Annotated in this window: 13 protein-coding genes; 9 read left to right on the top strand and 4 right to left on the bottom strand. The window is 73.2% G+C overall.

Annotation, left to right across the window (positions count from 1 at the left end; all coding sequences use genetic code 11):
* Positions 1-102: 102 nt before the first annotated feature.
* The 4 genes from ACZ60X_RS15885 (at position 103) to ACZ60X_RS15870 (ending at position 4689) form a co-directional block, all read left to right on the top strand.
* Positions 103-987: a polysaccharide deacetylase family protein gene (locus tag ACZ60X_RS15885; RefSeq protein WP_469598480.1), complete on the top strand. Its 885-nt coding sequence runs from the start codon at positions 103-105 to the stop codon at positions 985-987.
* A gap of 152 nt (positions 988-1139) precedes the next feature.
* Positions 1140-2591 carry a purine-cytosine permease family protein gene (locus ACZ60X_RS15880; RefSeq protein ID WP_469598478.1) on the top strand — a complete coding sequence of 484 codons (1452 nt, stop codon included), beginning with the start codon at positions 1140-1142 and terminating at the stop codon, positions 2589-2591.
* Between the two features lie 177 nt (positions 2592-2768).
* Positions 2769-3440 carry an acetate uptake transporter gene (locus ACZ60X_RS15875; protein WP_469598476.1) on the top strand — a complete coding sequence of 224 codons (672 nt, stop codon included), beginning with the start codon at positions 2769-2771 and terminating at the stop codon, positions 3438-3440.
* A 511-nt stretch (positions 3441-3951) separates the two neighbouring features.
* A complete protein-coding gene (locus tag ACZ60X_RS15870; protein WP_469598474.1) occupies positions 3952-4689 on the top strand; it encodes a hypothetical protein in 738 nt (245 codons plus the stop codon).
* On the opposite strand, the gene ACZ60X_RS15865 is transcribed toward ACZ60X_RS15870, so the two are convergent.
* On the bottom strand, positions 4673-5272 hold the full coding sequence (locus ACZ60X_RS15865; RefSeq protein WP_469598472.1) for a hypothetical protein: 600 nt from the start codon (positions 5270-5272) through the stop codon (positions 4673-4675). The genes ACZ60X_RS15870 and ACZ60X_RS15865 overlap by 17 nt on opposite strands.
* Positions 5273-5367: 95 nt before the next feature.
* Here ACZ60X_RS15865 and ACZ60X_RS15860 point away from each other — a divergent pair, with 95 nt between their 5' ends.
* Positions 5368-5604 (top strand): hypothetical protein, encoded by a 237-nt coding sequence (locus ACZ60X_RS15860; RefSeq protein WP_469598471.1) that lies wholly within the window; start codon positions 5368-5370, stop codon positions 5602-5604.
* A 140-nt stretch (positions 5605-5744) separates the two neighbouring features.
* Here ACZ60X_RS15860 and ACZ60X_RS15855 read toward each other — a convergent pair whose 3' ends face one another.
* Complete coding sequence (locus ACZ60X_RS15855) at positions 5745-6182, bottom strand: nuclear transport factor 2 family protein (RefSeq protein ID WP_469598469.1); 438 nt, start codon at positions 6180-6182, stop codon at positions 5745-5747.
* Between the two features lie 87 nt (positions 6183-6269).
* On the opposite strand from ACZ60X_RS15855, the gene ACZ60X_RS15850 reads away from it, so the two are divergent.
* A complete protein-coding gene (locus tag ACZ60X_RS15850; protein ID WP_469598466.1) occupies positions 6270-6848 on the top strand; it encodes a TetR/AcrR family transcriptional regulator in 579 nt (192 codons plus the stop codon).
* A 589-nt stretch (positions 6849-7437) separates the two neighbouring features.
* Here ACZ60X_RS15850 and ACZ60X_RS15845 read toward each other — a convergent pair.
* Together ACZ60X_RS15845 and ACZ60X_RS15840 are read right to left on the bottom strand one after the other, a co-directional pair.
* Positions 7438-7905, bottom strand: a complete 468-nt coding sequence (locus ACZ60X_RS15845; RefSeq protein WP_469598464.1) for a pyridoxamine 5'-phosphate oxidase family protein — start codon at positions 7903-7905, stop codon at positions 7438-7440.
* A 106-nt stretch (positions 7906-8011) separates the two neighbouring features.
* Positions 8012-8992, bottom strand: a complete 981-nt coding sequence (locus ACZ60X_RS15840; protein WP_469598462.1) for a quinone oxidoreductase family protein — start codon at positions 8990-8992, stop codon at positions 8012-8014.
* Between the two features lie 122 nt (positions 8993-9114).
* Between ACZ60X_RS15840 and ACZ60X_RS15835 the strand changes: the two genes are divergently transcribed.
* The 3 genes from ACZ60X_RS15835 (at position 9115) to ACZ60X_RS15825 (ending at position 12430) form a co-directional block, all read left to right on the top strand.
* Positions 9115-9462, top strand: a complete 348-nt coding sequence (locus ACZ60X_RS15835; protein ID WP_469598460.1) for an ArsR/SmtB family transcription factor — start codon at positions 9115-9117, stop codon at positions 9460-9462.
* Positions 9463-9926: 464 nt separating this feature from the next.
* Complete coding sequence (locus ACZ60X_RS15830) at positions 9927-11591, top strand: alkaline phosphatase family protein (RefSeq protein WP_469598458.1); 1665 nt, start codon at positions 9927-9929, stop codon at positions 11589-11591.
* A 299-nt stretch (positions 11592-11890) separates the two neighbouring features.
* Positions 11891-12430 (top strand): lamin tail domain-containing protein, encoded by a 540-nt coding sequence (locus tag ACZ60X_RS15825; protein ID WP_469598456.1) that lies wholly within the window; start codon positions 11891-11893, stop codon positions 12428-12430.
* The last annotated feature ends 230 nt before the right edge of the window (positions 12431-12660 follow it).

The following is a 12660-nucleotide window of genomic DNA, read 5'->3' as shown; positions in this document are numbered from 1 at the left end:
CCGCTGCGCTGCGTACCGTTGCCGACGTGGTCGGCCGTCGGCTGTGACGGCCTTTCACCAGGCTGTTGGGGCATGTTGGATCAGGTGTGGAGGAGCGGACGGATGACTGCCGGTCGTCGCGCGGTGCTCGCCGCCATGGCGGGAGGTGTGCTCGCCGGCTGCGCGGGCCGGAAGACGGGCAGCGAGGCCGCCTCCTCCGGTCCGCCGCAGACGAGCCCGGCCCCGGCCCCCCAGGCCTCCGGCGCAACCGCCCCGGCATCGCCGGCCGCCGGACGCACGGTCACCCGCGCCCAGGTCGTCGCCCGCTACGGGCACAGTGTGCCGCACTCCTGGGGCTTCGACGCGCCCGGAGTGGTGCACTCCCTGCCGAACGCCAAGAACGAGATCGCGCTGACCTTCGACGCCTGCGGCGGCCCCGGCGGCAGCGGCTTCGACCGCGCGCTGATCGACTTCCTGCGCACGCGGCACATCCCGGCGACCCTGTTCATCAACTCCCGCTGGATCGACGAGAACCCGGCGGAGTTCCACCGCCTGGCCGGCGAGCCGCAGTTCGAGATCGCCAACCACGGCACCCGGCACCTGCCGCTGTCGGTCAGCGGCCGCTCGGCCTACGGCATTCCCGGCACCCGCGGCGCCGGCGAGGTGTACGACGAGATCGCCGGGAACCGCGCCAAGCTCACCCGGCTGCTCGGCGCTCCGCCCCGCTACTTCCGCTCCGGCACCGCGTACTGCGACGACGTCGCGGCCCGTATCGTCCGCGATCTCGGCGAACGCTTCGTCAGCTTCTCCGTCAACGGTGACGGCGGCGCCACCTTCACCCATGAACAGGTCCACGAGACCGTCGCGGCGGCGCCCGGCGGTTCCATCGTCATCTGCCACATGAACCACCCCGAGGGCGGCACGGCAGCGGGCATCGCGAGCGCCGTCCCGCGGCTGCTGGCCAAGGGCCACCGCTTCGTCCGCCTCTCGGACGCGCTGCACGCCTGACAAGGACCCTCCCCACGACACCCGACGGCCTCGCGTCCGGCACCGCCGGATCCCCACCCGAATCCGAACTCGAATCCGCATCCCGGCACTCGTCACCGCGCCCCGGCGGGAGAACAATGTCCCTCAGGGACGGACCGGGCACGGGAGGCGTCATGACCACTTCAGCGGAGCCGAGACTGTCGGGGCTCGAGGTCCGGTCCATCGACTACGTCCCCCTGGACGAGCGGCACGGCAAGCTGTGGCACCTCGGCCCGCTGTGGTTCATGTCCAACGCCCAGATCGCCACCCTGGCCGTCGGGCTGACCAGCATCACCTCGGGCGGCAACCTGATCTGGTCGCTGCTGGCCATCGTCGCCGGCACGGTCGTCGGCACGTTCTTCATGGCCTTCCACTCGGCCCAGGGCCCCCAGCTGGGCCTGCCGCAGATGATCCAGTCGCGCCCGCAGTTCGGCTACGTCGGCGCCCTCCTCGTCTGGCTGTTCGCCTTCGTGCAGTACGCGGGCTTCAACGTCTTCAACAGCATCCTCGCCGCCGACTCCCTGCACACCACCCTGCACGGCGGCGTCAAGCTGTGGGTCGTCGTGGTCACGGTGGTCGCGCTGGTCGTGGCGCTGGTCGGCTACGACATCATCCACAAGGCCGAGCGGATCCTGACGTACACCTTCCTGGTGATCTTCGGGATCTTCACCGTCGGCGTCCTCGTCACCCTGCACTACCCGGCGGGCTCCTTCGACCTCGGCGCCTTCAAGTGGACGCCGTTCCTCGCCCAGTTCGGCGTGGTCGCGGGCTACCAGATCAGCTGGGCCATCTACGTCTCGGACTACTCGCGCTACCTCCCCCCGGACGTCACGGTCCGCAAGACCTTCTACTGGACGTACTTCGGCTCCGCGCTCGGCGGCATCTGGCTGATGGTGCTCGGCACGCTGCTGGCCGCCTGGGCCGGCAAGGGCTTCGACACCATCACGTCGATCAACGCCGTGGGCGACAAGGTGTTCACCGGCTTCGGCGCCGTCGTCCTGCTGTTCGCCGCCCTGGGCCTGGTGTCCGTCACCGCCCTGAACATGTACGGCGGTTCGCTGACCCTGATCAGCGGCATCGACTCGTTCCGACGGGTACGGCCGACGCTGGGCGTACGCCTGCTGACCCTCGGCGTGACCGCGGCCCTCTCCCTGATCGGCGCGCTGGCCGCGACCGCCCACTTCCTTGAGAACTTCAATAACTTCCTGCTGCTCGTCCTCTATCTCTTCATCCCGTGGACCGCGGTCAACCTCATGGACTACTACGTCGTGCGCCGCGGCCACTACGCCATCGCCGAGATCTTCAACCCCCGTGGCATCTACGGCCGTTGGGGCTGGCACGGCATCATCGCCTACCTGGTCGGCTTCGCTGCCATGATCCCCTTCTTCTCCGTCGGCACCCTGTACGTCGGCCCGGCCGCCAAGGCCCTCGGCGGCGCCGACGTCTCCCTGTTCATCGGCCTGCCGGTCTCCGCGCTGCTGTACTGGTGGCTGACCCGCTCGATCGACGTAGAGGCCGAGGCCCGCCTGGCCCAGGAGGAGGCCGCAGCGCTGGAGCGGGCCGCACAGGAACACCGCGAGCCCTGAGAGACTTCGCCCGGCCCGGACAGGGTGATGAACCCGGCAGACGGGTACTTTCCGTAAAGATAGACAGACGTAGGCGGCACACGGTGTCGTCAGCCCGCCTCGGGGTTCCGACCAGCAGGTTCGTGGGCTGTCCGAGCGTCGACCGCTGGTCCGGCTCTGTGCGAAGGGATGCCGGTCATGAACGAGGACACGAGGAGCCTGCCCCCGGAGCGGCAGCCCGAGGACATCCAGCGCCCGGCCGCCTGGGGCGATCCGGCACCACTGGGCCTGGCCGGCTTCGCCCTCACCACCCTGCTGCTCTCGATCATCAACACCAATCTGCTGCAGGAGAGCGGCGCGATCATCCCGGTGCTGGGAGTCGCCGCGTTCTACGGCGGTCTCGCCCAGTTCGCGGCGGGGCTGTTCGAGTTCCGGCGCGGCAACACCTTCGGCGCGACGGCGTTCGTCTCGTACGGAGCCTTCTCGCTGGGCTACTGGTGGATCGCGCCGCGCCTGGCCCTCGCCGGTGACGCGCACAACGCCCTGGGGCTGTTCCTGCTCGGGTGGGGCATCTTCACCGCCTACATGGCCGTCGCCGCGCTCCGGGTCAGCCTCGCCGTCCTGGCCGTCTTCGTGCTCCTGGTGGTCACCTACGTCCTGCTGGCCATCGGGGCGTTCCAGACCGGGGCCGAGCCGCACGTCGCGACCGAGGCGGGCGGGTGGTTCGGGATCGCCACGGGGCTGGTCGCCTGGTACGCCTCGGCGGCGACCGTCATCAACGAGACACACGGCCGTACGGTCCTGCCGGTGTGGCCACGCCACCCGGGCCCGGCGCCGGCCCGCACGTCGAGCATCCCTCCCGAGGCGTGACGGCCGAAGGCCGCCACGGCCGGCCCGCACGCGGCATGCCCTGATGACCAGGCCTGCGCCCCACCTGGCCGCGGCCCAACGCTCGGTACGGCTTCCCGCGGGGGCTCGCCAAGCCGCGCCCGTCCGCCGCGGCGCGGCCCGCTGCCGGGGCTCGGCACATTCGTGCCTCCGTGGGGTTCTCGGTCGTGGCCTGGGACGTCACTCCCAGGCGCGGGCCCCAGCCAGGCCCGCCGCCTGGCACGTTGCGCCTGGTGCGGATCATGGACCTGGCGCGGCTCGCCGCCCCGAATGCGGCTGCCCGCGTGGGACCGGGCCCCGCCGCGGCGCGCCCAGGCATGGCCGTGTACTCGGCCTCGGCGCACCCCGGCCGGCCACCGCGCTGCTCCGCCTCGGCCCGGCCCATCGCCCGCGTCCCGGCCTTCCCGGTCCGGTACCCGGCTCCCATCCCAGGCTCGGCTCGCCGTATGGCCCGGTGCCCGCCGTCGCGGGTGGGGCCGGGACAATCCTCCCCATGAACGACGACATGGATGACGCCGAGAGCCGGCTCGCCAGGATCGAGCGGTTGCTGGAAAGCGGGGAGCGGGGGCTCGTGCCCGCCTGGCGCCGGGCGACCCGGGGTGAGCCGCGCTGGACGGTCACCGCCGTGATCCTCGCGGCCGTCGCCCTCCAGCTCACCCTGCCGCACCGGCTCACCCTCCTGCACCCCGTCTGGGCCATGCCGGTGCTGGAGCTGGTGCTGCTGGCCGGACTGGTGGCCGCCAACCCCCGCCGGGTGGAGCCCGCCACCCGGTGGCTGCGCTGGCTCGGTCTGGCCCTGATCTGCGTCATCAGCCTCGCCAACGGCTGGTCGGCGGTACGGCTGGTGGTGGATCTGGTCAACGGCAAGGGAGGCGACCAGGCGGTACCGCTGCTGCTCACCGGCGGTGTCATCTGGGTCACCAACGTGATCGTGTTCGCCCTCTGGTACTGGGAGTGGGACCGGGGCGGCCCCATGGCCCGGGTCCAGGGACAGCACGCGTACGCGGACTTCCTGTTCGTGCAGATGCAGAACCCGGAGATCGCACCACCCGACTGGGAACCGGAGTTCCTGGACTACCTGTACCTGTCCTTCACCAACGCCACCGCCTTCAGTCCGACCGACGTCATGCCGCTGTCGCGCTGGTCCAAGACGCTCATGATGCTTCAGTCCTCGGTGTCCCTGGTCACCGTGGTCCTCGTGGTCGCCCGCGCCGTCAACATCCTGAAGTAGCGCGGCCGGCGGCCGGCGCGGGAGGGCGGGGGCGGACGAGCGCCAGGAGCATCACCGTGCCCGCCGCCACGGCCGCCGCGTGCAGGGCGGTCGCGACGGCGAGGTTCTCCGGCAGGGACGCACCGCGGGGGCGTGCCGCCCACAGGTACAGCGTGAACGGAAGATTCCAGCCGCTCCATGCGAACAGCGAGCCCGATCCGAGCCAGCCGAGGGCCGGCGGCACCCAGCGGGGCGGACGGCCGCTGCGGCGACCGAACGCCCAGGTGGCGGCGGCAGCGGTGACCGCCCAGACCCCGCGCACACCGGTCAGCATCCGCCAGCTCGCGGCCCGGTCCGCCGGGTGCGCGACACCGGCGGTGCCGCCGATCGCCCAGTAGAGCCAGACCAGGCCGACCACGGCCCCGGCGGCCACCGCCCACGGCACACGGCGCGAGCCGCTCCCGACGGCGCTCCCGTCGCCACCGGCCCGCCCGGCGAACGCGTCCGGCCAGCGCCGCCGCGGATACGCCGGCAGGGCCACGGCCGGCCCCAGCCCCATGCCGACGAAGCCGATCTGGATCAGGGCGGCTTCCCAGCCCGGCATCGCCGGGCCGTCCTCCTGGTGCCCCCCGCCCCCCGCTCGACGCACCGAGCAGCGAGTCGGCCACGGCGTACGGCAGCATCGGTACGAGGAATCCGGTGCCCACCCAGGCGACGAACGCCACGAGCGGCCCGGGTAACCGCATCCCCCAGGGCCGTACGAGGGCGAGGGCCATCAGGATGCCGACGGCGGACATGCCGATGGTCGCGACGTTCAGCACCACCCACCCGGTCCGGTCGAACCCGCGTCCGATCGGCGGCAGCCCGGCGATCGACCCGACCACCCAGGACACCTTGATCAGCAGATGGGGCGCCATCACCAGCGCCGCCCCCTAGCCGGCCACGCGGCCCGCCCGGTCCAACGGTCCATGGATTCCCCCTGGTTCACCCGTCCCGGACCCCACTCCCGCCGCTCGGCCGCCACCGCCGCATCGCTCTCAGGCCGTACCCGGGTCAGCCTCAGGCCGTACCCCGGGTCAGCCTCGGGTCGGGATTCCGGCGACAGCCGGGCTGTCCATGTAGTCGCGGACGCGGGTGAGCAGCCCGTCCCGGACGTGAAGGATCAGCAGACCGGGGACGGTGAAGGCGGTCCGCCGCTCCGGCAGGGTTCCCATCACGACGTGTTCGGCGACGAGCACCTGCGGATCGGTGGTCTCGTACGTCGCGATCCGCCTGACCTCCGCCACCCGGGCCGGACTGGCGCCCCAGGCCGCCCGGTATCCGGCGCGCACGGCCTCGCGTCCGTCGAAGCGGGCGGGGAAGCCGGGAGTGGTGAACGGGAACTCGTGCACCGCGTCCACGGCGTACAGACCGGCGAGATCGTCCGCGGACATGTCCCGCATGGCCTGGTAGTAGCGGTCCAGCACATCGCGCGGCGTACGGGTGCGGACGGCGGGTTCGGTCGGATCCGGCACGGGAATCGCCCCATTCACTCAACGCTTGTTGACCCACTCAGCGTAAAATCCGGCCTCCGACTCGGTCAACGGTTGTAGAGTGAATCGGTGTCCACGCCTCACCCGTCCCGCGCCGAACGCCGCCGAGCCACCGAGGCGCGCATCCTCGACAGCGCCAGGGAGCTGTTCGCCGAGAAGGGCTTCGACCGCACCACCATCCGCGCGGTCGCGAGCGCCGCGGGCGTCGATCCGGCGCTCGTGATGCAGTACTTCGGGTCCAAGCGTGAGCTGTTCACGCAGGCCGCGCAGACGATGCCCGCCCTGCCGACGGCCACCGACGAGGACGCGCTCGTGGACCAGTTGCTGGCCACGCTCGGCCTCAAGCTCGGGGGCCTGCCCGAGGGAGCGCTGGCGATGTTGCGGTCCATGCTCACCGACCCGGCGGCGGCCGAGCAGGTCCGCGATGCCCTGGGCCGCCAGATCGACGCCGTCGCGGCGGCCATGCCCGCGGCCGGGGACCCGCAGCTGCGTGCCGCCCTGCTCGTCAGCACGTTGCTGGGTGTCACCATCGGCCACCAGCTCCTCGGGCTGGCCCCGCTGCGCGAGGCCTCGGACGACCGGATCGCCGGCATCCTCCGGCCCGCCCTCAGATCCCTGGCGGCACCGGCGGACCCGGCACGCCCCTGAGCGACACCGGCCGCCCGCCCGGCCGCCGTGTCCCGGTGAGCGGGTGACCGTGGCCCGCATGAGGGCCTGGAGCCGGTGCGCCGTGCCCCCTCCTGCCTGGCTGACGGTCTGCCTCCCCACACGAGGACCGCAGGATCTTCGTCCTGGGAGCGATCACGACGAAGGCCGACCCGGCCGCCCAACCGAGGGCAGCGGACCGTGCGTTGGTGGACCCCTGGATCTCGCCGGGCCCGCGCGGTGCCGCGTCAGGGGGCCGGGGCGGCCGCTTGCGCGGCGCTCAGCACGGTGGCGGTTTCGCGGTGCCCGCCGTCGCGCGCCCACTCAACGGCGGTGCGGCCGGGGCCGTTGTCCTCGCGCAGCGGAGGTCGGCACCGTACGCCGGCAGCTCAGGCACCGCTTCGGTGTGTCCCCAGCAGGCGGGCGGCACACAGAGGCGTGCCCTCCGAGCCGGCTCCGCCGCTCTCGGTGCCGGGGCAGGCGCCGGCCGCCGGGATCAGACGGGCTTCCCGTCCAGGCCGTTCACGGACGCGGGGTACAGCGGTGTGCTGCCCTCGCTGCTGCGCTGCCGCCGGCCTTTCCGGGGCCGCTCTCAGGCGGGGCCCAGCCACTGGCCGTCGCGCATGATGAGCCTGCCGCGCAGCTCCGGCTCGCCGCGCCAGGCGCGCACCGTCTTCGGCGCGACGCGCAGGTACACGAAGGGGCCGTCTTCCCGGCGCGGGTCCCAGCCGAACTTCCCGGTGTACGCCTGCGCCGCCTCGGCCGGCACCTCCCGGTCGCTGAAGCACTCCGCCTCACCTTGGACGAGCACCACGTCGAAGGTGTCCGGCAGTGCCAGACGGACGCGTGCCTCGGCCCGCACGTTGCGTACCGTCGCGGACGTCGCGCCGGTGCACATCCACATCGCCTGCCCGTCCCACAGGAACCACAGCGGCACCTGGTGCGGCCCGTGGTCGGGATGGGCCGTCGACAGCCACACATCCCGTTCCTCGGCAAGCCGCTTCAGGGTGTCACGCGTGCGTTCCGGCAGCTCGCGGCGGGCCGCGTCCTCGATCTCCATGAGGCCGGAGCCTAACCCACCGAGCACGTCAACTCGCCCGCGCCGAAAGGGCGATCGCCCCAGGGCCCCCGCGCGCTGCCGGGGCCCGGGGGCATCCGGTGTGTGATCAGCTCCCCGCCACCCGCAGCAGCAGCTTGCCCGTGGAGGTGCGCCCGCCCATCAGCCGGTGGGCCCCGGCGGCGTCCGACAGGGCGAACTCCGCGGTGACGGGCAGGTGCACGGTGCCGTCGGTGACCGTACGGAAGGCGCGTTCGGCGAGGGTGTGCAGCGCGTCGGGCGCGGACTGCGCGAGGTTCAGGATGGAGAACGCCGCGACGGAGCGGCCCAGCGCCCCCAGCTCCGCCTGCCCGGCCTGCCACGGCCGCGCCCCGCTCGCGTTGCCGAAGGACACCAGGCGGCCGTAGACGGCCAGGGCGTCGAGGCCGCGGCGCAGGGTGTCGCCGCCCACCGGGTCGAGCACCAGGTCGACGCCCCTGCCGCCGGTCGCGCGGTGGACGTCGGCGGTGAAGGTGTCGGCGGTGAACACCTCGTCGTAGCCGTGCTTGAGGGCGTACTCGGCCTTGTCGAGGGAGGAGACGACGCCGTACACGGCACCCGCGCCCGCCGCTCGGGCCAGCTGGCCGGCCGCCGTGCCGACGCCTCCCGCGGCACCGTGCACCAGCACGCTCTCCCCGGCGCGCAGCCGCCCCACCTCGTGCAGCAGGGCGTGGGCGGTCGGCAGCACGGTGGGCAGCGCGGCCGCGGTCCGCAGGTCCAGGCCCTCGGGCAGGGGGAAGACGGCCGCGGAAGCGGCGACCACGACGTCCGCGTACGCCCCGCCGCCGACGAACGCGACCACGGCCTGGCCGGGATGCAGCCCCTCGACGCCCCGGCCGACGGCCCGGATCCGGCCGGAGACCTCCAGGCCGGGACGGAACGGCAGCGACCGCACCCGGTATCCCTCGGCGCGCGCCTTGAGATCCGCGAAGTTCACGCCGGTGTAAGCGGCGTCGACGCTCACCTCGCCCGGTCCGGGTTCGGGGATGTCGGCGTCGACGAGCTTCAGAACCTCGGGACCGCCGTACTCATGGAATTCGACCGCGCGCATCAGCGGTAACCGCCCTTCCGCAAGGTTGGCCACACGGGCCAAGTGTTCAACGAAAAGCGAACAGTGAGACTGTAAGATACTCATCGAACACTCGGCAAGGAGTCCGGGCACGAGGAGAGCACATGGCGGACCAGACCGCGGGCGCGCGTCACCGTACGGCGCCGGTCCACACGGATCCCGAGGACGTCTCCGTGCTGACCGCGCTGTCCGCGGTCGCCGATCCCGTGCGCCTGCAGCTGATCCGTGAGCTGGCGGGCTCGCCGGACTGGGCGCGCGCCTGCGGCAGCTTCGACGTGCCGGTCGGAAAGGCCGCGCTCAGCCACCACTTCGCGGTCCTGCGCGGCGCCGGACTGGTCGAGCAGCGCGACGAGGGCCCTCGCCGGGTCAACCGGCTGCGCCGCGAGGAGTTCGAGGCGCGCTTCCCCGGCCTGCTCGCTCTCCTCCTGCGCCCGGACGGCGACGCCGGCTGAGCGGCCGACGGGCCGGCGCCGGATGGGCCCAGGCGTCGCATCGTCCGCGGACGGTCGCCCGTGGACCGGTGTCCGTCGGCCGCCCGACGCCTGCCGGGGGCGTGGGCCGAGCACCTCGCGGGCAGGCACTCGGGCGCCCTTGACGCTCCTCGGTCGGTCCGTCCCGTGCTCAGCCGTGGTCGGCACGGCGGCCTCTCGCGTCCGGCCTGCGTCACGGGCCGCCCCGATCGCCGGTGACGTGCCCGGAGCCTTCCGCGCGGCCGTGCGGTTGGGCGCCGTCGCAGCGCTTGACCCGGCTCACGCCGGCGGCCGTCCCACCCGCCCCCACGGGGGCGACTTTGCGTCCGCCCATGGCTTTCTTGGGCTGAACACGACATGACGGTCCGCTTCCGTACATCTTCCTCCTCTCGGATGTCGCTGCACGGTTCGCAGTGCGCTCGCTCAGCACAGTCCGAGGAGAACCCTTGTCCCGACGCCCGTCCCACCCCGTACGCACCGTCACGGCGGCGGCCGCCGCGCTGGCCGCCGCCGGCGCGCTCACCGCGGCAGCGCCCGCCTCGGCGCACGTCCCCGCGCAGCGGCACGCGGCCGCCCGGCACGTCCTGCTCGTGTCCGTCGACGGACTGCACCAGTCCGACCTCGCCTGGTACGTCGCCCGGCACCCGCACTCGGCGCTCGCCCGGATCGCCGGCGGCGGTGTGCAGTACACCCACGCGGCGACCACCAACCCCTCCGACTCCTTCCCCGGCATGGTCGGCCAGCTCACGGGCGGTGGCCCGGGCACCACGGGTGTCTACTACGACGACACCTACAGCTCCGCCCTGCTGCCGGCCGGCACGACCAAGTGCGCCGGCGTCAAGCCCGGCGCCGAGGTCGACCTCACCGAGGACCTCGACAGGAACAAGGACTCCCTCGACGCGGGCCAGGGCCTGAAGGGGCTGCCCGGCAGCATCCTGAAGATGACCGGTGACCCCACCCGCCTGCTCGACCCGTCGAAGCTGCCGGTCGACCCCAAGACGTGCAGGCCGGTCTACCCGCACTCCTACCTGCGCGTGAACACCGTCTTCGAGGTGGCCCGCACGGCGGGTCTGCGCACCGCCTGGTCCGACAAGCACGCCGCCTACGACATCCTCAACGGCCCCTCGGGCAAGGGCATCCAGGACCTGTTCGCGCCCGAGATCAACAGCGCGGCCACCGGCTACGCGGCGGGCGACGACTGGACGAAGGACAACGCCGCGACCCGGCAGTACGACGGCTACAAGGTGCGGGCGGTCCTCAACCAGATCGACGGCTACGACCACAGCCGTACCCACAAGGTGGGCACCCCGGCCGTGTTCGGCATGAACTTCCAGTCCGTCTCGACCGCCCAGAAGCTGCCGTCCTCCGACGGCCTGGCGGGCGGTTACCAGGCCAAGGGTGTGCCCGGCCCGCTGCTGGCGAAGAACCTCGACTTCGTGGACCAGCAGGTCGGCGCCCTCCTCGCCGAGCTGCGCGCGCGGCACCTCGCCGACAGCACCACGGTCATCCTGTCCGCCAAGCACGGCCAGTCGCCGACCGACCCCAAGGCGCTGACCCGCGTCGACGACGGCCCGCTGCTCGACGGGCTCAACTCCGCCTGGAAGGCCGCCCACCCGGGCGCCGGTGACCTCGTCGCCCACGCGGTGGACGACGACGCCATGCTGCTCTGGCTCACCGACCGCTCGAAGACCGCCACCGCCTTCGCCAAGGCCTACCTCCTCGCCCGGTCCGGTACGGGCAACGGCATCGACGGCAAGGCCCGGCCCTTCACCGCGAGCGGCCTGAAGACCCTCTACGCGGGCGCGGACGCCGCCCGCTACTTCCACGCCCGCCCGGGCGACTCCCGCGTGCCCGACCTGGTCGGCGTCACCCAGTACGGCGTCGTCTACACCGGTGGCAAGGGCAAGATCGCCGAGCACGGCGGGGCCCACGCCGACGACCTCGACGTCCCGCTCGTCGTGTCCGGCGCCGGCGCCCCGCACGGCGTCCGCGTCGACAGCCCGGTGCGCACCACGCAGATCGCCCCCACGATCCTGCGGCTGCTGGGCCTCGACCCGCGCGCCCTGGACGCCGTCCGCGTCGAACACACCCCGGTCCTGCCCGTGCGCTGACGCGCGGCGGACTGCTCCGGCCGGCCCACACGCCCGTTGCCCACTTTCGAGTGGCCGCATGGCCGGCGAACGGCGTGTGGGCCCGTCGGGCCGTCGAAACGCTCCATTCACGACATGAATGGTCGTTGCAGCTGAGAGTCATGGATCGCTGCGGGAACCGTAATGTCCCGCGCGTTTGCCCCGAAAAATCCCCCGCGCGCTGCAGGGTGTGCGTGCGCGGCCGCCCCGGCCGCCGACCCGCACCAACGCGCTTCCTCGCGAAGGGGGACCCTGTGTCCGTTTCTTCTTCCGTCCGCCGTGTGACCGCCGTCGCTGCCGTGGCCGCCGTCATGGCGGGCACCGCCGCCCTGCCGGCCGCGGCCGATGGCCGGCACCTGGGCCGTCCGCACCCGGTGGTGTACATCAGCGGCGTACGGCACGACGGGCAGAGCCGGGCGGACCACTCCAACCGCACCCTGAACAAGCAGTGGGTGGACGTCACGAACAGCTCCCGCCGGGAGGTGGACCTGGACCACTGGACACTGTCCGACCGGCATGGCCACACCTACACCTTCCACCACGTCCGGCTCGCCGGCCGGGCCACCGTCCGTGTCCACACCGGAGTCGGCCGGGACACCAGGACCGACCTCTACCAGGACCGGCACACCCGTGTGTGGTCCGACGACGCCGACACCGCGATCCTGCGCGACGCCCGCGGCCGCGTGATCGACACCAGCTCCTGGGACCGTGGCCACCGGCGGAGCGGTGACAGCCGCCACGAGGGGTCCGGACGGCACCGCGCGGCCGGGCACCGCGCCGACCACGACCGCGCCGACCACGACCGCGGCCACCGCCGCTGACACCCTCTCCCCCCTCCCGGGGGGGGGGGGGGGGGGGGCGGGGGCGCGGGGGGGGGGGGGGGGGGGGGGGGGGGGGCGGGGGGGCCGGCGGGGCGGGGGCGGGGGGGCGCGCGGGCGGCGGCAGCCCTGCGGGAAGGGGGTCCGGTGGTAAGGGCCATGCGGAGGGGGGCCTTCCGGACAGAGGCGTTGCGGTCGGGGGCCCTGGGGGCGGGGTGCTCGCCGGGGCCGGG

Source organism: Streptomyces sp. NPDC104106 (assembly GCF_055584345.1).
This window is presented reverse-complemented; position numbering and strand designations above follow the sequence as displayed.

Coding starts and splice junctions, on each gene's coding strand:
- ACZ60X_RS15885 (WP_469598480.1), top strand. CDS start 103: ATGACTGCCGGTCGTCGCGCGGTGCTCGCCGCCATGGCGGGAGGTGTG.
- ACZ60X_RS15880 (WP_469598478.1), top strand. CDS start 1,140: ATGACCACTTCAGCGGAGCCGAGACTGTCGGGGCTCGAGGTCCGGTCC.
- ACZ60X_RS15875 (WP_469598476.1), top strand. CDS start 2,769: ATGAACGAGGACACGAGGAGCCTGCCCCCGGAGCGGCAGCCCGAGGAC.
- ACZ60X_RS15870 (WP_469598474.1), top strand. CDS start 3,952: ATGAACGACGACATGGATGACGCCGAGAGCCGGCTCGCCAGGATCGAG.
- ACZ60X_RS15865 (WP_469598472.1), bottom strand. CDS start 5,272: ATGCCGGGCTGGGAAGCCGCCCTGATCCAGATCGGCTTCGTCGGCATG.
- ACZ60X_RS15845 (WP_469598464.1), bottom strand. CDS start 7,905: ATGGAGATCGAGGACGCGGCCCGCCGCGAGCTGCCGGAACGCACGCGT.
- ACZ60X_RS15840 (WP_469598462.1), bottom strand. CDS start 8,992: ATGCGCGCGGTCGAATTCCATGAGTACGGCGGTCCCGAGGTTCTGAAG.
- ACZ60X_RS15835 (WP_469598460.1), top strand. CDS start 9,115: ATGGCGGACCAGACCGCGGGCGCGCGTCACCGTACGGCGCCGGTCCAC.